Genomic DNA, 19,927 nt, shown 5'->3' with positions numbered 1-19,927 from the left:
GCCGAGGCGGTTCTGGTCGGAGTTTATGAGCGGTGATGATCGCCTGGGGCGGTGGCGATCATCACGCCTCCTCTTTTCGGCATGGTGAGGCAGGCGCGCGGGGCACGAGCATTCTAAGCGGTTGCCGTGGCTGCGCCTGATCGGCGTGATGCGGATTGTTCTCTGCGGGGACGTGATGACGGGGCGCGGCATCGATCAGGCGCTGCCCTGTCCGTGCGCCCCGCGCCTACATGAGCGCTATGTGCAATCGGCCATCGACTATCTGCGGTTGGCGGAGGAGGCGCACGGGCCAATACCCGCACCCGTCAGCCCGGCCTATATCTGGGGGGCGGCGCTGCAGGAGCTGAAGCAGGCCGATGCGCGGATCATCAACCTCGAGACCAGCATCACGCGCAGCGACGCCTATGTCGCCAAGGGCATCAACTACAGGATGAGCCCCGAGAATGCCGATTGTCTGACCGCCGCGGGGATCGACTGCTGCGTGCTCGGCAACAATCACGTCCTCGATTGGGGCCGCGCCGGGCTGCGCGAGACGCTCGCAACACTGGAGCGCTTGCGGATCAGGACCACAGGGGCAGGGCGTGATGCAGCACAGGCGAGCGCTCCGGCGGTCCTGGCTGCCGCCGATGCGAGGCGGGTGCTCGTCTTCTCATTCGCTTCGGAGACAAGCGGCGTGCCCCGGCAATGGGCAGTGAGCCAGAATGAGGCCGGGGTGAACCTTCTGCCCGGGCTGTCCAGCGCGACCGCCGCGGCGATCGCCGATCTGGTCGCTGTAGCGAGATGCGCCAACGATGTGGTGGTGATCTCTGTCCATTGGGGACCGAACTGGGGCTACCGCATCCCGGATGAGCAGAGGCGGCTCGCCCATGAACTGATCGACCGGGCGGACATTGCCGTCATTCATGGCCATTCATCGCATCACCCCAAGGCCATCGAGGTCTACCGGAACCGGCTGATTCTCTATGGCTGCGGCGATTTCCTGAACGATTATGAAGGCATCCGGGGTCACGAGGAATTCCGGCCTCATCTGGCGGTGATGTATATTGCCACTCTCGATCCCCACTCGGATCTGGTCGCGCTCGAGCTTGTGCCGTTTCGGATCCGCAGCTTCCGGCTCGCCCGGGCTGCAGAGCAGGACGTTGCCTGGTTGCAGCAGACACTGGACCGGGAGAGTCGTCCGTTTGGTACGCGCGTCGTGCCGGCGCCAGGGGGCAGGCTCGCGCTGTCCTGGCCGACACCGTAAAGTGAGCGCCGCCGAGGCCTGCGGCTGCCAACCGCGGGCAGGCGATCTGCTCGAAGGCGCGACGGATCGTGCGGGATTGCGGCACGGGGATGACCGGGCCGACTGCCGCGAGGCGACCCCGTCGGGCACGAAGCGCGAGGCTGCCACTGGCAAGGCTGGCGAGGCTGCACTGGCATAAAGGGAGAGGTTGTCATGGCTGAAGACATTACCCGGAAAACCTGTACGCCGTGCCGCGGCGGCGTGCCGCCGCTGACGCGGGAGGAAGCCGCGACCTATCTGCCGCAGACACCGGGGTGGGAGCTTGCGGAGGAGGGGCGCCTGCTGCGCCGCAGGTTCACGTTCGCGGATTTTCGCAAGCCGCTCGATTTCATCGACAGGATCGGCGAGCTGGCAGAAGACGAGGGGCATCATCCCGACATTTGTTTCGGCTGGGGCTACGCCGCCATTTCGCTGCACACCCACAAGATCAAGGGCCTGCACGAGAACGACTTCATCATGGCCGCGAAGATCAATCAGCTCGTCGCTTCGTAACGCTGTCGGGTTTCCGGTTGCACCAAGCCGGGCCGAAAGCTCGGGTCTATCGGATGTCCCCGGAGATCAGGCCTGGCCAGCGCCTGCTCGCGATGGACCAAGCGTGCTTGACGCAGCACGCGCCTGTGTCTATACTTAACTGAATGGTTAAGTATCAAGAGCCCTCGCTCGATCGCACTTTTGCCGCCTTGGCCGACCCGACGCGGCGGGCGCTTCTGGCGCGGCTCGAAGAGGCGGATGCCGTCTCGGTCAGCGATCTGGCGCGCCCCTTTCCGGTCACGCTGCCGGCCATCATGAAGCATCTCGACGTGCTGTCGGACGCCGGGCTGATCACGCGGGAAAAGACAGGCCGCACGGTGTCGTGCCGTCTGAATGCCGCACCGATGGAGGAAGCTATGGGGTGGCTGCGCCGCTATGAGCGCTTCTGGCGCGAAAAGCTCGATGCGCTCGAGGCCTATTTCAACCGCCCGCGCAAGGATCGGGAGGCTGATCACGGCGCTCTGCCACATAAGACCAGCGACAAGACCTGATCGATCGACCGGAGCAGATTCATGGACAAGAAGGTCGAGGCCGCTCCCAGCCTGACGATGAAGCGACGGCTCAATGCGACGCCGGCCGAGGTTTACCGCGCCTGGACGCAACCGGAACTGCTCGCGCGCTGGTTCGGGCCGGAGAACGTCCGGGCCGAGAAAGCCGAGATCGATGCGCGCGTCGGCGGCCATTATCGCATCTCGATGCGCGGCAGCGACGGTGAGTTGCATCAGGTGTCCGGCGAGTATCACGAGGTCGTCGAGAACGAGCGCCTCGTCTTCAGCTGGGCCTGGATATCGACGCCGGAGCGCGTCTCGCGCGTGACGGTGACCCTCAAGCCGGACGGAGATGTCACCATCCTGACGCTGCTTCACGAGCAGTTCTTCGATGAGGCCGCCGTCGGCCGCCATGTGCATGGCTGGACGGGCTCGCTGGTCAAGCTGGAGCAGCTGTTCTCCTGACAGAGCCGGACGAGTGCAAGGGGCATCATTGCCAAGGGGCCGCAACGCCCCCCGGAGCCTTCAATGACGATGCACGACCAAGCCCCTCGGGCCGGCCGGCGCGAATGGATCGGCCTTGCCGTCATCGCGCTGCCCAGCCTGCTTTATTCGATGGATCTGACGGTCCTGAATCTCGCAGTGCCGCAGCTCAGCGCGGAGCTCAGGCCCAGTGCGTCGCAGCTGCTCTGGATCGTCGATATCTACGGCTTCATGATCGCCGGCTGCCTGATCACCATGGGCACGCTGGGAGACCGGATCGGCCGGCGTCGACTTCTGCTCATCGGCGCGGCGGCGTTCGGCCTGGCATCGATCCTGGCGGCTTTTGCTCATAGCGCCGGCACGCTGATTGCGGCGCGCGCCATATTGGGTGTGGCGGGGGCGACGCTCGCCCCCTCGACGCTCTCCCTGATCCGCAACATGTTCCTCGATCCGCGCCAGCGGACCGCGGCCATCGGCATCTGGATCGCCAGCTTCTCGGCGGGCGGCGCGATCGGCCCGCTGGTCGGCGGCGTCATGCTCGAGCATTTCTGGTGGGGCTCGGTCTTCCTGATCAATGTGCCGGTGATGGTGCTGCTGCTCGCGCTCGGACCGGTGCTGCTGCCGGAGTTCCGCGACCCGAATGCCGGCAGGCTCGATCTTGTAAGCGCTGCCATGTCGCTCGTTTCGGTGCTCGCCGTGATCTACGGGTTGAAGCGGATTGCCGAGGACGGCCTGGGCCGGCTGCCCACCATGGTGATCCTGGCGGGGATGGCCCTTGCAGGCCTCTTCCTGCGCCGGCAGGCGCGCCTGGCCGAGCCGCTGGTCGATCTGGCGCTGTTTCGCTCCAGGGCCTTCAGCGCCGCGCTGACGATCAACATCCTCGGCTTCTTCATCGCCTTCAGCAGCTTCCTCTTCACCGCTCAGTATCTGCAGCTCGTGCTGGGAATGAAGCCGCTCGAGGCCGGGCTCTGGTCGCTGCCATCCGCGTTTGGCTTCATCGTCGGATCGATGCTCGCGCCCCGTATCGTCGGCAGCGCGAGCCCTGCGCATGTCATGGCGGGCGGCTTTGCGCTGACGGCGCTGGGCTTTGCGACGCTGGCCGGAATCAGCCATGTCGAAGGGCCCATGATCATCGTCGCCGGCACGGTGCTGCTCTCGCTGGGCCTGGCGCCGATCGTCACCCTGACGACCGATCTCGTCGTCGGCAGCGTCCCGCCCGAACGCGCCGGCACGGCGTCGGGCCTGTCCGAAACGAGCGCCGAGTTCGGCGGCGCTCTCGGCATCGCCATACTCGGAAGCGTCCTGACCGCGCTGTACCGCTATCAGATGGGCCTTGCCGTGCCGTCTGGAGTGCCGCCGGAGGCTGCCGCTGCTGCGCGCGATACGCTCGGTGGCGCATTGACCATTGCAAAGGACCTCTCTGGAACGGCCGGGGCCGACCTGCTCGCGACGGCACGTGCGGCCTTCACGCGCTCCTTCGCCATCACGGCCGGGCTCTGTTCGGCGCTTGCGATGGTTGCCGGCCTCTTCGCGGTCGTGATGCTGCGTGGCGTCGGTGGCGGCCCGGATCAGCACGACGAAGCGCGCGGCTCGGACGCCGTGCCCGCGCCGGTCGCGCGATAGCCGCAGCGGGGCGGCTAAGGCATCGGCCCGAAAAGTGGATTGCGGTTTTCGGGAAAGCCGATGCAAACACAGAACGTTAGATCATCGGCCCGAAAAGTGGATTGCGGTTTTCGGGAAAGCCGATGCAAACACAGAACGTTAGATCATCGGCCCGAAAAGTGGATTGCGGTTTTCGGGAAAGTCGATGCAAACACAAGGAATGAGATCATCGGCCCGGATACGATATCCGGTCCGATGATCTGGCGCGACGAGGCGAACGGTCAGCCCGGGCCGGCGCCCTGCGTGTTGACATAGACCGCGTAGAGCGACTGGCTCGCAGCCATGAACAGGCGGTTTCGTTTCGGCCCGCCGAAGCAGACATTGCCGCAGACCTCCGGCAGGCGGATGCGGCCGATCAGCTTGCCCGCCGGATTGAACACCAGCACGCCGCTATAGCCGACGGCGCGGCCGGCATTGCTCGACACCCAGAGATTGCCATCGACGTCGCTGCGCACCCCGTCGGGCCCGCATTTCACGCCGTCGAGCATGCAGTCGGAGAACAGCTTCTGATTGCCGAGCTTGTTGTCGGCGCCGACATCGAAGACATGCAGGTCGCCCTTGCCGCCGGGGCCGGTATCGCCTGGCCCCTTTCCGGTCGAGGCAATGTAGAGCTTCTTGAAATCAGGCGAGAAGCAGAGCCCGTTCGGGTCCGGCACCTGTTCCTCGGTGACGACGCGGTCGATGCGGCCGGACGGGTCGATGCGATAGCAGTTCGTCGGCAGCTCGCGCTTGGCGGTGCCGATGCCGGCCAGCTGGCCGAGCCGCGGATTGAGCCGGCCGTTCGCGTTGCTCGGACCGCCGGCGGCGTCCGGGGCGCCCTCGTAGAGTTGGCCGCCATAGGGCGGATCGGTGAACCAGTAGCTGCCGTCGGGATGGGCAACGATATCGTTGGGCGAGTTCAGCTTCTTGCCCTCGAAGCTGTCGGCGAGCACGGTTGCCGACCCGTCGAGTTCATAGCGCACGACACGGCGGTTGAGATGCTCGCAGGAGAGCTGGCGGCCCTGGAAATCGAAGCTGTTGCCGTTGCTGTTGCCAGAGGGTGTGCGGAAGATGCTGACCCGCCCGTCATCCTCCAGCCAGCGCAATTGCCGGTTGTTGGGGATATCGCTCCAGACCAGGTAGCGCCCCTGTGCATTCCAGGCCGGCCCTTCGGCCCAGAGCGCGCCGGTCCAGAGCCGCTGAATTGCGCTGTTGGGCTGGGCATAGTTGTTGAAGACCGGGTCGATCGCAAGAATGTCGGGATCGGTGAAATAGGTTGTCGGGGCGCCGTTGCGGCTGAAATCCCGAGGTGGGCTGGTGACCGTGCTGGGCGGTCCGGCCGGGCCGGGCTGAGCCTGGGCCAGCGCCGGACTCGTCGCCATGGCGAGCGCGCCGGTTCCCATCGCAGCGATGAGATGTCTCCGTGAGAGCTCCAGGCGTTGCTGCGCGGCGGTCAGCTGATCTGTCATCGTAACCTCCCTGAGTGGCCTTTGATGAGATATCCCCCCGATCTTGCGGCCTACGTTCCTGTGTGAATATTGTCCTTTCCTGTCCGGCTCGACCTAAGGCCGGGGTCAGCACAGCAGCGCCGCCGCGACCGGTCGAGCCTCCGCCACACGAGAGCGGGATTGCAGCAGCCGCATGGACGGGCGGCCCCTGCACGCCCCGGCCCATACAATCACCGAAACTGCCGGAGACATAGCGCCCTTGCCGCGCAAGCCTTGCCCCCGCGCGCAAAATCGCCCAGAGGTGGCCGCCCGCCGCCAACGGATTGTTTCGATGTTTGCTGGAATTCCCTTGGGCGACCTCGCCTTTCTTGCCGTCTCGCTGGTTCTCGCCGGTGCGGTCACCGGTGTTCTCGCCGGGCTCTTCGGTGTCGGCGGTGGCGCGGTCATCGTGCCGATCCTCTACGAGGTCTTCCGCGTCATCGGCGTGCCGGAGGAGGTGCGCATGCCGCTTTGCGTCGGCACCTCGCTCGCGATCATCATCCCGACTTCGATCCGCTCCTTCAACGCCCACCGTGCCAAGGGCCTCGTCGATCTCGACATTCTCAAGATCTGGGCGGTCCCGGTCGTGCTCGGCGTCATGGGCGGCAGCTACATCGCGCGCTATGCGCCGCCCGACCTGTTCAAGATCATCTTCGTGCTGGTCGCCGTGGTGAGCGCAATCCGCCTGCTCTTCGCCTCGGACCGCTGGAAGCTCGGCGAGGAGATGCCGGGCAAGGGGCTGATGACCGTCTATGGCGGCATCATCGGCGTGCTCTCGGCGTTGATGGGCATTGGCGGCGGTCAGCTCTCCAGCCTGTTCATGACCTTCTATGGCCGGCCGATCCATCAGGCGGTGGCGACCTCCTCGGGCCTCGGCGTGCTGATCTCGATCCCCGGCGCGCTGGGCTATATCTATGCCGGCTGGCCGAAGATGGACATTCTGCCGCCGCTCTCGCTCGGCTACGTCTCCTTCATCGGCTTCCTGCTCTTCATCCCGACCAGCATCTGGACGGCGCCGATCGGAGCGCGGCTGGCCCATCGGCTCTCCAAGCGCAAGCTGGAGGTCGTCTTCGGCGTCTTCCTGCTCTTCGTCGCGAGCCGCTTCATCTGGTCGCTGCTGTTCTGATCCATTCGACGAACTGCATGCGGGGGCAGAACGCGCATGGTCACGACCCGACTGGCGACAGCGGCTGATTATCCGACGCTGGCAACGGTGCTTGCGGAGATGCAGGCTCACTACGCGGTGCCATGTCCGGTGCCCGAAGCCATTCTGGCAGGGCTCCGTGACCGCCCCGCCGGTTCCGATATCCTGCTGGCGGTCGAGCACGGCACGATCTCCGGCTTCGCCGCGGTCGCTGCGATCTATCCTGGGCCGGGCCTCCAGCCTGGCTTCTTCCTCAAGGAGCTTTACGTGACCGCGTCCGCGCGCAGCAGCGGTTCGGGCAAGGCGCTGATGCGTGGGCTGGCGCGGCTGGCGCTCGAACGAGGCTTCAAGCGCATCGACTGGACGGCGGCGCGCGACGATCTTGGTCTCAGAGGTTTCTATGAGGCGCTCGGGGCCGCGCCGCATCCCGAGAAGATCTTCTATCGGCTCACAGGCGACGCCTTGCTGCGGCTCGGGAGCGAAGCCGAGGCATAAAGCATCGGCCCGAAAAGTGGATTGCGGTTTTCGCGAAGCCGACGATCTAACCCGCCGCCCGATCCGGCTCATCCGGGGAGATCTTGCGGCGAGGCAGTTCGGCCATGATGGCCAGCCGCTCGGCCTCGCTCAGCCGCGACCAGTCGGCGATCTCCTGAAGCGTTCGCAGGCAGCCCTCGCAGAGCCCCGATGCGGGGTCGATCACGCAGATCTGCACGCAGGGGCTGGAGGTGCCGCTCATCGCCAGGGGGATCCCAGCGCGAAGGCGAAGCCGCAGGTGAGCGCGATCTCGGCGAGCTGCTGCGCCGCGCCCAGAATGTCGCCGGTCTGGCCGCCGATCAGGCGGCGGGCGAGCCGGGCCAGCCCCGCAAGGACGAGCACGGATAGCGCCAGCCCGAGCGCAAGGCCTGTGCCCGGCAATCCGGCCGCGAGCATTCCCGCGAGGGCGAACGCGACCGCCAGCGCCAGTGCCGTCCAGGCCGTTGCGGCGGTCGGCTGGCCAACCGCAGCCGAGGCGCCGGAGCTCCGGGCAGGGGGCTCGGTGGCGAGCAGAAAGAGCGCCGTGGCGCGCGACCATGGCGCCGCGATCAGCAGCACGGCCGCTGCTGCCAGGGGGCCAAGTGCCTGGAGGATCGCCGCGAGTGCTGTCACCCGCAGCAGCAGGGAGAGCCCGAGCGCCATCGCCCCGAAGGTGCCGACGCGGCTGTCCTTCATGATCTCCAGCCGTCGTTCCGGCGTATGCCCGCCGAACAGCCCGTCGGCGGTGTCGGCGAGGCCGTCCTCGTGGAAAGCGCCCGTCGTCAATGCCGCGACCGTGACGGCAAGCGCCGCCGCCAACGGTGGGCTGATTCCGGCAGCCCCCGTCGCCAGGAGGACAAGCGCTGCGGGCAAGGCGATGACGATCGCAGCCAGCGGCACGGCGCGCGGCACCAGCCTGAAATCTGGCAGGCCATGGGCCGAATCCTCGCCGGGCAGGCGCGGCACCGGGAGGCGTGAATAGAAACGGATGCAGATCGCAGTCGCGATCAGCCAGCCCGGCCAATGCGGCCGGCCGGCCGGAATCTCCGAGATGTGGGGAGGGGCGTCGGCCATACGGTCTCGGTATCCTCGATTGTCTTCCGCCGTCCAAGCCTATAGCAGCAGCGGCAACCCGGCGGCCACGCCGCATCCCGCCCGATTCCATCTTTCGCGAGACATCCAGCGATGCCCGCTTCCGGCCTTCCCTTCGACGATATCCGCAACCTCATCGCCAACATGCCGGGGCCCGATATGGGCGCCGCCAATGCCGTGCGGGCCCGGGACAAGGAGCTCACCAAGCCGGCCGGCAGCCTCGGCCGCATGGAGGAGATCGCCGAATGGCTCGCAGCCTGGCAAGGCAAGGCGCCGCCGCGCGTCGACCGGCCCCTGGTCTGTGTCTTTGCCGGGAATCACGGTGTCGTGGCGCAGGGCGTCTCGGCCTATCCGCAAGCGGTGACGCGCCAGATGCTGGAGAATTTTGCCGCCGGCGGCGCCGCCATCAACCAGATCTGTGCGGCCTTCGACCTCGGTTTCAAAGTTTTTGACCTCGCCCTCGACCTGCCGACCGGCGATTTCACGCAAGGCGATGCGCTCGACGAGAAGGCCTGCGTCGCGACCATGGCCTTCGGCATGGAAGCGCTCGCCGGCGGGGCCGATCTGCTCTGCCTCGGCGAGATGGGCATCGGCAACACCACGTCGGCGGCGGCGATCTATGCGGCGCTCTATGGCGGCGGTGCCGCGATGTGGTGCGGGCGCGGCACGGGCGTCGATGATGACGGCCTCAAGCGCAAGATCGCCGCGGTCGAAACGGGCCTCAGCTTCCACGCCGCGCATCTGAATGACCCGCTGGAAGTGCTGCGTCGCCTTGGCGGGCGCGAGATCGCGGCCATTTGCGGCGCGATCATCGCCGCCCGGCTGCAGCGCATCCCGGTGATCCTGGACGGTTATGTCGTCACCGCCGCTGCAGCGGTCCTGCACGCCATCGAGCCGTCCTCGATCGACCACTGCCTCGCAGGCCACCTCTCGGCCGAGGGGGCCCATCGCGAGGCGCTGCTCCGGCTCGGCAAGCAGCCGCTGCTGGCGCTCGACATGCGGCTCGGCGAGGGCACGGGGGCGGCGCTTGCCGCAAGCCTCGTCAAGGCCGCTGCCGCCATCCATTCCGGCATGGCGACGTTCGACCAGGCCCAGGTGTCGAAGAAGGACTGAACGTGTGAGAGAGCCTGACGGCCCTTTTGCTCCCAATGCTCGTCTCGAACTCGAGCCATGAGCGCGCGGCGTGGGGCCCGACAGTCCCGCAGATGAGTGACCTCGTCAGGTTGTGGCTTCCGTCTCGAACGGTTCCCAGATGCTGATCTTGCGCGTTTCCGGCATCAGGAAGAGGCAGAGCACGAAGCACACGGCCGGAACGGCGATCGGGTAGATCAGCGCATAGCCGATGCTACCGGTAGCCGCGAAAGCCGCCGAAGTGATGAACGGCACCAATCCGCCACCCCAGCCATTGCCGATGTGATAGGGAACCGATACCGACGTGTACCGAATCCTGCCGGGGAAATACTCCGCGAGGAAGGCCCCGACGGGCCCATACACCATCCCGACATAGCAAACGAGGATGAAGATGATGAAGATCGCGGTCGGATAGTTGACGCTGCCAGGTCGCGTGACCGTTCCCAGCCACAAGTACAGCGGATAGTACGTGATTGCGGCGAGCAGCATGCCGCCCAGGATCACTGGCTTGCGGCCGATGATGTCGGAAAGCCAGCCAAAGAAGATCAGGCTCGGCGTTGCGAGGAGCAGGGCAGCCCCGACGATGTAGGCCGAATTCAGCGGGTCCAGCTTGGAAACCTGCTGCAGGAAGTACAACGCCCAGAACTGGCCACTGTACCAGACCACGCCTTGCCCGATCAGCACGAGGGTGGCGATCCCGACATATTTGATGTTGGAGCTGAGAAAGGCTTCCTTCCAGGGGTTTCTGGTCATCTGCCCCCTGGCCTTGATTGCCTCGAAGATCGGCGTCTCCTGGAGCTGGAGTCGGATGTAGATTGCGACGCCTACCAGAAGGAAGGATATCAAGAACGGAACGCGCCACGCCCACGCGTTAAACGCGGCCTCGCCGAAATAGGTGCGGGTGGCGATGATCACCGCGAGCGAGACCACGATCCCGAGCGTCGGGGACGTTTGCAGCCAGCCCGTATAGTAGCCGCGGCGCTCGTCCGGAACATGCTCGGCCACATAGGTGATGGCGCCGCCATATTCACCGCCAAGGCACAGGCCCTGGATCATGCGCAAGCCGAACAGGACAAATGCGGCGGTCAGGCCGATGGAGTCGTAGGTTGGGATCAACCCGATCGCCCCCGTGCCCAGTCCCATTCCACTGAGCGTAACGAGGAAGGTGTATTTGCGGCCGACCCGATCGCCCATCCATCCGAACAGGAATGCCCCTAGCGGACGGATCAGGAATCCGGCGGTAAACAGGGCGATCGTGCTCAGCAATGCCGCGACCGGATGGCTCTGCTCGAAGAACTTGACCGACAAAATAGCGGCCAGGCTGCCGAAGATGTAGAAGTCATACCACTCGATGACGTTTCCCACCGATGCAGCGACGATCACGCGGCGGAAATCTCTCGGGATCTCAACGGGCATGACGGCCTCCCTTTACTCCCTCCGATGTTCCACGCTTGATGGCTCGCAACGCGAAATCCACGCGCGACAGCGCCGCGACGCTTGCCGTATGAAGCTCTGAACCGCTCGAGGGGAGCTCCAACAGCCTTAGGCGCCGCGAGCCGTTACTCCCTCCTACCCGCCGTGAAACAAAGGCGTAGCGGATATTTTAATCCCTAATAGATGGTTGCGATATCAATTTTCTATTTGAAACCAACCGAGCGAGCGGTGACCCAGGAATTGCCGAGAACTTCAAAGCGATCGGTTCGGATACTGTCACGTTGGCTCGGCGGCCTTCAATACGCAGCGACATCTGCTCCGGGCCGTGCACCGGATCGCGCGCCATGGCTGCGCTTGCCTAAGCCGCCGATCGTGCCGGCTCGGGCAGCGCTGCGAGCGTGTCCATCACGCGCTCGGGCGGCAGGGTGATCGTCACTTCCGTGCCGGCGCGCGGCCTGGACTTCAGGTGGAAGCCGCCATTGTGAAGGTCGAGCAGGCCCTTGACGATCGGCAACCCGAGGCCGGAGCCCTGTTCGGCGGTCTTGATGGCGAGCGAGCCGCGCCCGAAAGTCTGCAGCACGATCGGGATTTCATCCTCGGGAATGCCCGGTCCGGTGTCCGTGACCGAAACATACTGCCCGCCATTCGCCGTCCAGCCGACTTTGACGGTGATGTCGCCGCCCTGCGGCGTGAATTTGATCGCGTTGGACAGGATGTTGAGCACCGCCTGCCGGATCGCGCGCTCGTCCGCCCAGACCTTTGGCAGATCCGGCTCGGCAGCTTCGCGGATCGTTTGTCCCTTGGCCTTGGCGCGCAGCTTCAACATATGCCGGCATTCGTCGACCACGCCTGCCAGGCTGAGGGCTTCCTCGTTCAGTGCGTATTTGCCGGCCTCGATCCGGGAGAGATCGAGAATCTCGTTGATCAGGTTGAGAAGATGCTGGCCGGAACCGTGGATGTCGCCTGAATATTCCTTGTAGGCCGGGTTGGCGTGAACGCCGAAGATCTCGTTCTTCATCACCTCGGAGAAGCCGAGAATGGCATTGAGCGGCGTCCGCAGCTCATGGCTCATCGTGGCGAGGAAGCGGGATTTGGCGAGATTGGCCTCTTCGGCCTTGCGGCGCGCCTCGTCGGAATTCGCGGTCGCCGTCTCGAGCTCGGCGATCAGCGCGTCCTTCTCGGCGCGGAACTCGATGGTTGTGACCGAACTCGAATAGAGCCGGTGGGCAAGAAAAATGAAGAAGAGCTGGGCGGATGCCGCCATCAGCGCCATGGTGACGCTGTCGATGTCCGAGCGGCCCCAGAAGAACAGCGTGATGCCGAGTGTGACCGGCCCCAGTCCGGAATAGACCGCGAGCGGAATCGTTGCCGCCAGCATCACCGTCAGCGCGCTGACGACCAGCAGCGTCGTCATCACGAAGACCTTGGCACCAGGCCCGTCGACTTGCGCGAACAGGACGAGGATCAGCGTCCAGGACAGGCCATGAAAGGCTTCCGCCGCCGGCAGCAGGCGGCGCCAGCGCCGAATATTCACCTCGCCCGCCGGCTGTGCCAGGAAGCGCCGGCAGAGCAGGACCATGACAGCCGAGGCAAGGATCACGACACCGAGCCAGGTGGTGACCTGGTAAGCCGGAACCCAGAGGCAAGCGGCCGTGGCGATGCACACCGCCAGGACCAGCGCGCCGACCGAGCCGTGCATGCGATACTGGGCGAAGACCCGCAGCAATTCGTAGTCGAAGGCACGTTCGAGGCCGGTCGTGGAGGTCAGCCGCTCGCGCACGGATTTGACCTCGCGCGTGACGAGCTTGCGCCGCGCCAACGCCGTAGGGTCGGGACCGCGCCCTCGCTGGATCTGTTCGGCCGTCACTTCCGCCATAATCGGGACGCATGTACCTCTTCCGGCGGCAGACCCTGCACGCCCGGCTCGCCATTATGGTCTCGAAATCGTTAAGCTCTTACTGATGGCGCGCTTCGGATTCGGACGATCTCGGTATGGACCTTTCGGCTGGCGCCGTGTCAGCCGCTCGGTCGATTTGGTTGTCGCGCTCGGGTTGCTCGGGCTGCTGGCGATTGCCGGCGCGGTCCTGCAGTACAAGCTTGGCCCAGCCCGCATGCTTGCGGGAGCCGCCCAGGCAATCGATGGCGATTCGCTGCGGCTGAATGGCGAGGAACTACGGCTCGAAGGCATCGATGCGCCGGAATTTCGCCAGGGCTGTCGCGACAGCGCGGGCAGGGATGTGGATTGCGGCCGGGCCGCCCGCCGCGCCCTGCTGTCGCTGATCGGGAGCGGCCTCGTCACCTGCGAGATCGGCCGTGTCGATCGCTACGGCCGCGGTCTCGCACGCTGCAGGCAGGGCGAGACGGATATCAACGCCGCGATGGTGCGCCAGGGCCACGCCGTCGCCTATGGCGATTATCGCAGCGAGGAGGACGAGGCGCGAGCGGCCGGGCGCGGAATCTGGGCGCTGCAGTTCGAGCGGCCGGAGGCGTGGCGCAAGGCCCATCCGCGCTAATGCATCGGCCCGAAAAGTGGATTGCGGTTTTCGGGGCAAAGCCGATGCAAACACAAGAGGTTAGATCATCGGACCGGATACGGGTTCCGGTCCGATGAGCTAGCCAGCCTGGCTGCGCCATCACGAATGGGTTTGAAACGGTTGACCGCCGGACCTCCGTCATGGTCGGGTTCGCACGCGGTTTCGGATGAGGTTGACGATGAAGCTCTATGACGGCGGGCGTGCGCCCAATCCGCGGCGGGTCCGCATCTTCTTCGCGGAAAAGGGGGTTCCCCTGCCGGAGCTCGTGCCGGTGGATATCGCCAGGAAGGAGCACCTCACGCCCGAATTCGCCCGTATCAACCCGCTGAAGCGGCTGCCGGTCCTGATGCTCGACGATGGAACGGCGCTCGCCGAGACGATTGCGATCTGCCGCTATCTCGAAGGCCTGCATCCCCAACCCGTGCTCTTCGGCGGGGATGCCAAGGAACAGGCGCAGATCGAGATGTGGAACCGGCGCGTCGAGCTGGGCCTGTTCACCAGTATCATGTCGGTTTTCCGGCACGGCCACCCGTCCATGGCGGAGCTCGAACATCAGGTGCCGGAATGGGCCGAGGCCAGCCGGGAACAGATCGATGATCACCTCCTCATCATGGAGCTGCAGCTCGCAGGCAATCGCTTCCTGTCCGGGGATCAGTTCACGGTGGCCGATATCACCGCGGGCATTGCCGTCGATTTCATGAAGCCGTCCCGCGTTCGGCTGCCGGAGGAGTACGTCAACATCCGCCGGTGGCATGCCGAAGTTTCAGGGCGGCCAAGCTGGAAGGCCTGATGCGACCGGTCTTCGCCATTTTGGCGCTGCTGGTGCTGATCCAGCCCTCCGTCGCTGCCGAACGGCTGAACGGCGAGGCGATCAAGCGCGCCTTCGACGGCAACACGGTGAGCGGCCGCTATACCAATGGTGGCTTCTTCACCGAGTATCATGAGCCGGATGGCCGCGCGCTCGGCCATAATGGCTGGCAGCCCAACAAGGATGCCTGCTGGATCACGAAGGAGGATCAGGTCTGCTACTATTATGGCCCGCCGAGCGACCGCACCGTGCATTGCTTCACGGTCGAGCTGACGGATCGACTCTATGTCCTGCGCAATGTCTCGAACGGGCAGATCAATGCTCTCGCCACCATCGAGCCCGGCAATCCGCGCGGGCATTCCGACAAGGGCGAGCCCTGGTATTGCGATGGCCTGATCTCGCGGGCGCCTGACGTGCCGATGTCGCGGCGCAGGCTTGCCTCGCGATGATGCGATTGCTGCTCCTTGCGGCGGTGCTCATGCTTCAGGCCGCCGCCAATGGTCCGGTGAAGGCTGCCGAGCGACTGAGCGGCGAGGACATCCGCCGGCTTTTCGAAGGCAATACCGTCAGCGGCCGCTACAATAACGGCATGCCGTTCAGCGAGTATCATCACGCCGATGGCCGAGCCAGCGGGCATAACCGGCATGTGCCGAACCGCGACGCCTGCTGGACGACCACGCCGGACGCGGTCTGCTATTACTACGGACCGCCCGAGCAGCGCCGCACCTTTTGCTTCACGGTCGAGCGCAGCGGCAGCCTCTATGTCCTGCGCAACCGGCCGAGCGGCCGCATCAACGGCATCGCCACCATCGAGCCGGGCGACCCGCATGGCTATGCGACCAGCGCCAAGGTCTGGACCTGCGACGGCCTGATTTCGCAGCGGCGCGGGGCGCCTTCCCGCCTTGCGGCGCGATGAAGACGGATCGGGAGCGCGCGCCGAAAACGCTCGCCTCGGTGCTGCAGGAACTGGCTGCCTGCCGCATTTGCCGCGACGAACCGCGCTTCCAGCCGCCGCTTCCGCATGAGCCGCGCCCGGTGATCCAGGCCTCGACGACGGCGCGGCTTTGCATCGCCGGCCAGGCGCCGGGCACCCGCGTCCATGCCAGCGGCAAGCCGTTCACCGATCCGTCCGGTGTGCGGCTGCGGCAATGGCTCGGGCTCGACGAGGCGGCCTTCTACGATGCAGCCAAGGTCGCGATCGTGCCGATGGGCCATTGCTTCCCGGGGCTCGATGCGCAGGGCGGGGATCTGCCGCCGCGCCGCGAATGTGCACCGATCTGGCGCATGCGCGTGCTTGCGGCGATGCCACAGGTCGAGCTCGTGCTCGCCATCGGCCGCTATGCGCAGGCCTGGCATCTCGGGGCGAAGGCGGGCGCCAGTCTTTCCGGCACAATGGCGGACTGGCAAGCGATCCTGGCCGAGCCACGCCGCCCGCGCGTGCTGCCGCTGCCGCATCCCTCCTGGCGCAACAATGCCTGGCTGAAGCGCAACCCCTGGTTCGAGGAGGAATTGCTGCCGGTGTTGCGCGAGGAGGTGGCGCGGCTGTTGAGCCCTACTGCACCGTGATCACATAGGTGTAGTCGGTCCTGACATCGGTGCGGCCGTTATTGAGAAAGGTGGAAATGACCACTTGATCCGTGCCGCGAAATCCGGGCTGCGACCGATAGTAGATACCGAAGCCGCGATACTCCTGGCCAAGGCAGTGCGAGGATCGGTTCGTTACCTTGAAAGTGTTCAGACGAAACTCGACGCTTCCATGGCGCGCGGCTTGGGCGATGGCGGGTTGCAGGCTCATTGCTTGGCAGGTTCGACTGTTTATCGAACCGTTCCGACCAATCATCCGTTCGACGCCACTCTTTGCCTTGACGTTGGCTGCGCTCGCGTCAACCATCATGGCCAGCAGCAGTCCTGCTGCCAGCCCCAATCTCGTAACGGCCATTCTGTATCCCCCCGGGGAGCGTCCCCGGGGTCAGCATGCACTAATCCTCGAGCCGGGCAATCAGGCTGGACGTATCCCAGCGCTTGCCACCCATCTTTTGCACTTCGGCATAGAACTGGTCGACCAGCGCGGTGACCGGGAGCTGGGCCCCGTTGCGGCGCGCCTCCTCGAGCACGATGCCGAGATCCTTGCGCATCCAGTCGACGGCGAAGCCGAAATCGAATTTTCCAGCATTCATGGTCTTGCCGCGGTTCTCCATCTGCCACGAGCCGGCGGCACCCTTGGAAATCACGTCCAGCATGGATTCGACATCAAGGCCGGCACGCTTGGCGAAATGGATGCCCTCGGACAGCCCCTGCACCAGCCCGGCGATGCAGATCTGGTTGACCATCTTGGTGAGCTGGCCTGAACCGGCCGGGCCCATCAGCTTGCACATCCGCGCGAAGGAGCCGATCACGGGCTCGACCCTGGCATAGGTCTCCGGGGTGCCGCCGCACATCACGGTCAGCACGCCGTTCTCGGCGCCGGCCTGGCCGCCGGAGACCGGCGCATCGATGAAACCGAAGCCGCCCGCCTTCGCGGCCGCGTCGAGTTCGCGGGCCACGCCGGCCGAGGCCGTGGTGTGGTCGACGAAGACAGCGCCCTTCGCCATGCCCGAGAAGGCTCCGGCTTCGCTCGTGGTCACCGAGCGCAGGTCGTCGTCATTGCCGACGCAGGCGAAGACGATCTCCTGGCCCCTGGCCGCTTCGGCCGGTGTCGGGGCAGACGTGCCGCCATGCTGCGCCACCCAGGCCTGGGCCTTGGCCGCGTTGCGGTTGTAGACGGTGACGTCGTGGCCCTTGGTCTTGAGATGGCCGGCCATGGGGTAGCCCATGACACCGAGACCGAGGAAGGCAACCTTAGCCATGTTCCGCTCCGCTGATAGGTTCTGGTTTCGCTCCGGCCTGTAGCGTGCGCAACCCATCGGGGGAAGTCGCGTGGATGCCAAGGCCCTTTGTCGGGAATGGAGAGGGGGCGCAGCGCGCCCCGCTCAGCGCAAGGCCATATGCCGCGTCAACCTGAGTTCCAGCCGGTCCCAGACCCGCCGGATCACCTCGACCAGGAGGAGATAGATCAGCGCGGCGTAGAGATAGATCGTGAGGTCGAAGGACCGGGCGAAGGCGAGCCTCGTCGCGCCCATCAGGTCGAACAGCGTGACCAGGGAGGCGATCGCACTCGACTTGATCATCACGATCAACTCGTTGCCGAGTGGCCTGAGCGCCAGGATCATGGCCTGGGGCATGATCACAAGGCGCAAGGTCGACCAGCGATGCAGCCCGAGCGCCATGGCGCCTTCGAACTGGCCGCGCGGGATCGACTGAATCGCGCCGCGCAGGATTTCGGCCTGATAGGCGGCCGTGTTCACGGTGAAGGTCAGCAGCGCGCAGTAGAACGGCTCGCGGAAGAACCACCATAGCCCGACATCCTGCCAGAACAGCCGGAACTGGCCGAGCCCGTAATAGACCAGAAAGAGCTGGCAGAGCAGCGGCGTGCCGCGGAAGAACGTGGTGTAGCCGTTGATCGCGACCTTGGCCCAGCGCGGCCCATAGAGCCGTGCGATGGCGAGCCCAAGTGCCAGCACAAAGCCGATTGCGACCGAGATCACGACAAGCTCGAAGGTCACCCACAGGCCGCTCGCCATCCGGCAGCCGTAGTTCTGGAAAACCTCGCTGCCGAGGAGATAGCCCGGATATTCGCACCAGTTCATCGCGTCGCTCCGCCGAAGGTCGCAAAGCCGCGATTGGCGCGGATCTCGAGACGCCCGACGCCCCAGGCCGAGATCAGCGAGAAGAACAGGTAGATCAGCATCGCGGCACCGAAGAACAGGAACGGTTCCTTCGTTGCGACATTGGCGCGGGTGGTGATGAACATGATGTCGGGCAGGGTGATGACCGAGACGAGCGAGGTCTCCTTCAGCAGCACCATCCAGTTATTGCCCAACCCGGGCAGCGCCACCCGGATGAGTTGAGGGAACACCACGAGGCGGAAGGCCTGCCCCTTGCTCAGGCCGAGCGCGGCGGCAGCCTCGCGCTGGCCCTTCTGGATCGAGTTGAGGGCACCGACCCAGACCTCGCTCGAGAAGGCGGAGAGCACCACGCCAAGCGCCACCATGCCGGCGACGAAGGGCGGCATGCTGAAATTGCCGGGCAGGCCGAGCGAGATCCAGGCCTGCTGCAGCACGATCTGGATGCCGAAATAGATGATGTAGAGCGTCAGCAACTCCGGCACGCCGCGGAATACCGTCGTGTAGACGGTGGCCAGCCAGCGCAGAACGATGTTCTCGGAGCGCTTGCCGAGCGCGACGATCAGGCCCAGCAGCAGGCCGAAAGGCAGGGTTGCCAGAGCGATGGCGATCGTGATTCCGGCGCCCTGGAGCAGGGCGAGGCCCCAGCCGCCATCGCCGAAGCCGAGCAGTGCGAGTTTGTCGAACATGGATGAGCCGGCGAGGGGAGGGAAATGGACCTCCGTCGGCGTGCAGGGCACGCCGACGGGGTTCGGTCAGCCGGCTGCCGTCAGAGGACGGGGAACTTGAACCACTTGTCCTGGATCTTCTTGTGCGAGCCGTCGGCGATCGATTCGGTGATCGCCTTGTCCCACATCGCCTTCAGCTCGGTATCGGCCTTGCGCACCGCACCGGCCGTACCGGGGCCATGGATGGTTGCGTCACGCGGCACGTCGCCCGCTTTCTTGCAGCAATCCTTGCCCTTGCCATTGAGGAAGTCCTCGAGCGAGAGCGAGTCGGCGATGATGTAGTCGAGCCGCCCATTGGCCAGATCGAGATTCGCCTCTTCCTGCGTCGGATACAGGCGGATGGTCGAATCCTTGTAGAACTTCTCGAGGAAATTGGCGTGGATGGTCGAGCCCTGCGTGCCGATGGCCTTGCCCTTCAGCGCCGCCGGCGAGATGTCGGTTCCAGCCGATTTGCCGCTGATCGCCCAGATCGGGGTCTTGGTATAGACCGTGGTGAAGTCGACCTGCTTCTTGCGCTCGTCGGTGGCGTTCATGCCGGCGATGATGATGTCGTATTTGTTGGCGAGCAGCGCCGGGATGATGCCGTCCCAGTCCTGGACGACCCAGGTGCATTTCACCTTCATCTTCTCGCAAATCATGTTGGCGTAGTCGATCTCGAAGCCTTCGAGCTCTTTCTTGGCGTTGAGATTGTTGAAGGGGGGATAGGCGCCTTCGGTGCCGATCCTGATCTCCTTCCACTCCTTGGCCTGGGCCAGGACGCCAGTGGCGCCGGCAGCCGTCAGCGCAGCGGCGGCGATCAAACGAACGAAACCTTTCATGGTACCTCCCACAGGTTTGACCGGCCGGGCGTTTCGAGTTCCCGTGTCCGGCTTGTGCTTACAGATTGTGCGATCCTGTGCCTTGCCCGCA

The 19,927-nt window shown here is 65.3% G+C and carries 24 protein-coding genes; 14 read left to right on the top strand and 10 right to left on the bottom strand.

Annotation, left to right across the window (positions count from 1 at the left end):
- Positions 1–148 precede the first annotated feature (148 nt).
- The 6 genes from FG93_RS26985 to FG93_RS26965 all read left to right on the top strand — a co-directional run bounded on the left by FG93_RS26985 (position 149) and on the right by FG93_RS26965 (position 4,407).
- Positions 149–1,243, top strand: a complete 1,095-nt coding sequence (locus FG93_RS26985; protein WP_052514306.1) for a CapA family protein — start codon at positions 149–151, stop codon at positions 1,241–1,243.
- A 1-nt stretch (position 1,244) separates the two neighbouring features.
- Positions 1,245–1,421, top strand: a complete 177-nt coding sequence (locus tag FG93_RS33065) for a hypothetical protein (RefSeq protein WP_161783898.1) — start codon at positions 1,245–1,247, stop codon at positions 1,419–1,421.
- Positions 1,422–1,435: 14 nt separating this feature from the next.
- On the top strand, positions 1,436–1,774 hold the full coding sequence (locus tag FG93_RS26980; RefSeq protein WP_043240923.1) for a 4a-hydroxytetrahydrobiopterin dehydratase: 339 nt from the start codon (positions 1,436–1,438) through the stop codon (positions 1,772–1,774).
- A 143-nt stretch (positions 1,775–1,917) separates the two neighbouring features.
- Positions 1,918–2,304 carry a helix-turn-helix transcriptional regulator gene (locus FG93_RS26975; RefSeq protein ID WP_081881927.1) on the top strand — a complete coding sequence of 129 codons (387 nt, stop codon included), beginning with the start codon at positions 1,918–1,920 and terminating at the stop codon, positions 2,302–2,304.
- 21 nt (positions 2,305–2,325) lie between these two features.
- Positions 2,326–2,766, top strand: coding sequence for an SRPBCC domain-containing protein (locus FG93_RS26970; RefSeq protein ID WP_043240921.1), 441 nt, complete (start codon positions 2,326–2,328; stop codon positions 2,764–2,766).
- Between the two features lie 63 nt (positions 2,767–2,829).
- A complete protein-coding gene (locus tag FG93_RS26965) occupies positions 2,830–4,407 on the top strand; it encodes an MFS transporter (protein WP_052514258.1) in 1,578 nt (525 codons plus the stop codon).
- Positions 4,408–4,667: 260 nt separating this feature from the next.
- Here FG93_RS26965 and FG93_RS26960 read toward each other — a convergent pair whose 3' ends face one another.
- A complete protein-coding gene (locus tag FG93_RS26960) occupies positions 4,668–5,828 on the bottom strand; it encodes an SMP-30/gluconolactonase/LRE family protein (protein WP_152579675.1) in 1,161 nt (386 codons plus the stop codon).
- A gap of 376 nt (positions 5,829–6,204) precedes the next feature.
- On the opposite strand from FG93_RS26960, the gene FG93_RS26955 reads away from it, so the two are divergent.
- Positions 6,205–7,038: a sulfite exporter TauE/SafE family protein gene (locus FG93_RS26955; RefSeq protein WP_043240918.1), complete on the top strand. Its 834-nt coding sequence runs from the start codon at positions 6,205–6,207 to the stop codon at positions 7,036–7,038.
- A gap of 36 nt (positions 7,039–7,074) precedes the next feature.
- On the top strand, positions 7,075–7,551 hold the full coding sequence (locus tag FG93_RS26950) for a GNAT family N-acetyltransferase (RefSeq protein WP_052514257.1): 477 nt from the start codon (positions 7,075–7,077) through the stop codon (positions 7,549–7,551).
- A 46-nt stretch (positions 7,552–7,597) separates the two neighbouring features.
- Here FG93_RS26950 and FG93_RS26945 read toward each other — a convergent pair whose 3' ends face one another.
- Entirely contained in the window at positions 7,598–7,792 is a 195-nt protein-coding gene (locus FG93_RS26945; protein WP_043240916.1) for a DUF1289 domain-containing protein, read from the bottom strand.
- On the bottom strand, positions 7,789–8,643 hold the full coding sequence (locus FG93_RS26940) for an adenosylcobinamide-GDP ribazoletransferase (RefSeq protein WP_052514256.1): 855 nt from the start codon (positions 8,641–8,643) through the stop codon (positions 7,789–7,791). Before FG93_RS26940 ends, FG93_RS26945 begins: the two co-directional genes overlap by 4 nt.
- Positions 8,644–8,754: 111 nt before the next feature.
- Between FG93_RS26940 and cobT the strand changes: the two genes are divergently transcribed.
- On the top strand, positions 8,755–9,774 hold the full coding sequence (gene cobT / locus FG93_RS26935) for a nicotinate-nucleotide--dimethylbenzimidazole phosphoribosyltransferase (RefSeq protein ID WP_043240913.1): 1,020 nt from the start codon (positions 8,755–8,757) through the stop codon (positions 9,772–9,774).
- Between the two features lie 105 nt (positions 9,775–9,879).
- Here the strand turns inward: cobT and FG93_RS26930 are convergent, their stop codons facing one another.
- Positions 9,880–11,208, bottom strand: coding sequence for an MFS transporter (locus tag FG93_RS26930; protein ID WP_043240911.1), 1,329 nt, complete (start codon positions 11,206–11,208; stop codon positions 9,880–9,882).
- A gap of 376 nt (positions 11,209–11,584) precedes the next feature.
- Positions 11,585–13,102 carry a HAMP domain-containing sensor histidine kinase gene (locus FG93_RS26925; RefSeq protein WP_043240908.1) on the bottom strand — a complete coding sequence of 506 codons (1,518 nt, stop codon included), beginning with the start codon at positions 13,100–13,102 and terminating at the stop codon, positions 11,585–11,587.
- Positions 13,103–13,187: 85 nt separating this feature from the next.
- Here FG93_RS26925 and FG93_RS26920 point away from each other — a divergent pair, with 85 nt between their 5' ends.
- The 5 genes from FG93_RS26920 (at position 13,188) to FG93_RS26900 (ending at position 16,134) form a co-directional block, all read left to right on the top strand.
- On the top strand, positions 13,188–13,739 hold the full coding sequence (locus FG93_RS26920) for a thermonuclease family protein (protein ID WP_052514255.1): 552 nt from the start codon (positions 13,188–13,190) through the stop codon (positions 13,737–13,739).
- Positions 13,740–13,938: 199 nt separating this feature from the next.
- Complete coding sequence (locus tag FG93_RS26915) at positions 13,939–14,550, top strand: glutathione S-transferase family protein (RefSeq protein WP_043240905.1); 612 nt, start codon at positions 13,939–13,941, stop codon at positions 14,548–14,550.
- A complete protein-coding gene (locus tag FG93_RS26910; RefSeq protein WP_043240903.1) occupies positions 14,550–15,017 on the top strand; it encodes a hypothetical protein in 468 nt (155 codons plus the stop codon). Before FG93_RS26915 ends, FG93_RS26910 begins: the two co-directional genes overlap by 1 nt.
- A gap of 29 nt (positions 15,018–15,046) precedes the next feature.
- On the top strand, positions 15,047–15,484 hold the full coding sequence (locus tag FG93_RS26905; RefSeq protein WP_152579657.1) for a hypothetical protein: 438 nt from the start codon (positions 15,047–15,049) through the stop codon (positions 15,482–15,484).
- The gene (locus tag FG93_RS26900) at positions 15,481–16,134 is read left to right on the top strand and encodes a uracil-DNA glycosylase family protein (RefSeq protein ID WP_052514254.1); all 654 of its coding nucleotides are present in this window, start codon (positions 15,481–15,483) and stop codon (positions 16,132–16,134) included. The genes FG93_RS26905 and FG93_RS26900 overlap by 4 nt, the downstream gene beginning before the upstream one ends.
- Here FG93_RS26900 and FG93_RS32685 read toward each other — a convergent pair.
- The 5 genes from FG93_RS32685 to FG93_RS26875 all read right to left on the bottom strand — a co-directional run bounded on the left by FG93_RS32685 (position 16,121) and on the right by FG93_RS26875 (position 19,836).
- Positions 16,121–16,507, bottom strand: a complete 387-nt coding sequence (locus tag FG93_RS32685; protein WP_152579656.1) for a hypothetical protein — start codon at positions 16,505–16,507, stop codon at positions 16,121–16,123. The genes FG93_RS26900 and FG93_RS32685 overlap by 14 nt on opposite strands.
- Before the next feature lie 40 nt (positions 16,508–16,547).
- Positions 16,548–17,414, bottom strand: a complete 867-nt coding sequence (locus FG93_RS26890) for an NAD(P)-dependent oxidoreductase (RefSeq protein ID WP_043240894.1) — start codon at positions 17,412–17,414, stop codon at positions 16,548–16,550.
- Between the two features lie 123 nt (positions 17,415–17,537).
- On the bottom strand, positions 17,538–18,254 hold the full coding sequence (locus FG93_RS26885; RefSeq protein ID WP_043240891.1) for an ABC transporter permease: 717 nt from the start codon (positions 18,252–18,254) through the stop codon (positions 17,538–17,540).
- A complete protein-coding gene (locus tag FG93_RS26880; RefSeq protein ID WP_043240888.1) occupies positions 18,251–18,979 on the bottom strand; it encodes an ABC transporter permease in 729 nt (242 codons plus the stop codon). The genes FG93_RS26885 and FG93_RS26880 overlap by 4 nt, the downstream gene beginning before the upstream one ends.
- Before the next feature lie 80 nt (positions 18,980–19,059).
- The gene (locus FG93_RS26875) at positions 19,060–19,836 is read right to left on the bottom strand and encodes a transporter substrate-binding domain-containing protein (RefSeq protein ID WP_043240886.1); all 777 of its coding nucleotides are present in this window, start codon (positions 19,834–19,836) and stop codon (positions 19,060–19,062) included.
- Positions 19,837–19,927 lie beyond the last annotated feature (91 nt).

Source organism: Allobosea sp. LC85 (genome assembly GCF_000735605.1).
Lineage (GTDB): Bacteria > Pseudomonadota > Alphaproteobacteria > Rhizobiales > Beijerinckiaceae > Allobosea.
Note: the sequence above shows the minus strand (reverse complement) of the source record. Positions and strands in the feature narration are given on the sequence as shown.

Excerpts from the sequence above, each read along its gene's own strand:
- FG93_RS26985 (WP_052514306.1), top strand. The coding sequence starts at position 149 with ATGCGGATTGTTCTCTGCGGGGACGTGATGACGGGGCGCGGCATCGAT.
- FG93_RS26980 (WP_043240923.1), top strand. The coding sequence starts at position 1,436 with ATGGCTGAAGACATTACCCGGAAAACCTGTACGCCGTGCCGCGGCGGC.
- FG93_RS26975 (WP_081881927.1), top strand. The coding sequence starts at position 1,918 with ATGGTTAAGTATCAAGAGCCCTCGCTCGATCGCACTTTTGCCGCCTTG.
- FG93_RS26970 (WP_043240921.1), top strand. The coding sequence starts at position 2,326 with ATGGACAAGAAGGTCGAGGCCGCTCCCAGCCTGACGATGAAGCGACGG.
- FG93_RS26965 (WP_052514258.1), top strand. The coding sequence starts at position 2,830 with ATGACGATGCACGACCAAGCCCCTCGGGCCGGCCGGCGCGAATGGATC.
- FG93_RS26960 (WP_152579675.1), bottom strand. The coding sequence starts at position 5,828 with ATGGGAACCGGCGCGCTCGCCATGGCGACGAGTCCGGCGCTGGCCCAG.
- FG93_RS26955 (WP_043240918.1), top strand. The coding sequence starts at position 6,205 with ATGTTTGCTGGAATTCCCTTGGGCGACCTCGCCTTTCTTGCCGTCTCG.
- FG93_RS26950 (WP_052514257.1), top strand. The coding sequence starts at position 7,075 with ATGGTCACGACCCGACTGGCGACAGCGGCTGATTATCCGACGCTGGCA.
- FG93_RS26945 (WP_043240916.1), bottom strand. The coding sequence starts at position 7,792 with ATGAGCGGCACCTCCAGCCCCTGCGTGCAGATCTGCGTGATCGACCCC.
- FG93_RS26940 (WP_052514256.1), bottom strand. The coding sequence starts at position 8,643 with ATGGCCGACGCCCCTCCCCACATCTCGGAGATTCCGGCCGGCCGGCCG.
- cobT (WP_043240913.1), top strand. The coding sequence starts at position 8,755 with ATGCCCGCTTCCGGCCTTCCCTTCGACGATATCCGCAACCTCATCGCC.
- FG93_RS26930 (WP_043240911.1), bottom strand. The coding sequence starts at position 11,208 with ATGCCCGTTGAGATCCCGAGAGATTTCCGCCGCGTGATCGTCGCTGCA.
- FG93_RS26925 (WP_043240908.1), bottom strand. The coding sequence starts at position 13,102 with ATGGCGGAAGTGACGGCCGAACAGATCCAGCGAGGGCGCGGTCCCGAC.
- FG93_RS26920 (WP_052514255.1), top strand. The coding sequence starts at position 13,188 with ATGGCGCGCTTCGGATTCGGACGATCTCGGTATGGACCTTTCGGCTGG.
- FG93_RS26915 (WP_043240905.1), top strand. The coding sequence starts at position 13,939 with ATGAAGCTCTATGACGGCGGGCGTGCGCCCAATCCGCGGCGGGTCCGC.
- FG93_RS26910 (WP_043240903.1), top strand. The coding sequence starts at position 14,550 with ATGCGACCGGTCTTCGCCATTTTGGCGCTGCTGGTGCTGATCCAGCCC.
- FG93_RS26905 (WP_152579657.1), top strand. The coding sequence starts at position 15,047 with ATGCTTCAGGCCGCCGCCAATGGTCCGGTGAAGGCTGCCGAGCGACTG.
- FG93_RS26900 (WP_052514254.1), top strand. The coding sequence starts at position 15,481 with ATGAAGACGGATCGGGAGCGCGCGCCGAAAACGCTCGCCTCGGTGCTG.
- FG93_RS32685 (WP_152579656.1), bottom strand. The coding sequence starts at position 16,507 with ATGGCCGTTACGAGATTGGGGCTGGCAGCAGGACTGCTGCTGGCCATG.
- FG93_RS26890 (WP_043240894.1), bottom strand. The coding sequence starts at position 17,414 with ATGGCTAAGGTTGCCTTCCTCGGTCTCGGTGTCATGGGCTACCCCATG.
- FG93_RS26885 (WP_043240891.1), bottom strand. The coding sequence starts at position 18,254 with ATGAACTGGTGCGAATATCCGGGCTATCTCCTCGGCAGCGAGGTTTTC.
- FG93_RS26880 (WP_043240888.1), bottom strand. The coding sequence starts at position 18,979 with ATGTTCGACAAACTCGCACTGCTCGGCTTCGGCGATGGCGGCTGGGGC.
- FG93_RS26875 (WP_043240886.1), bottom strand. The coding sequence starts at position 19,836 with ATGAAAGGTTTCGTTCGTTTGATCGCCGCCGCTGCGCTGACGGCTGCC.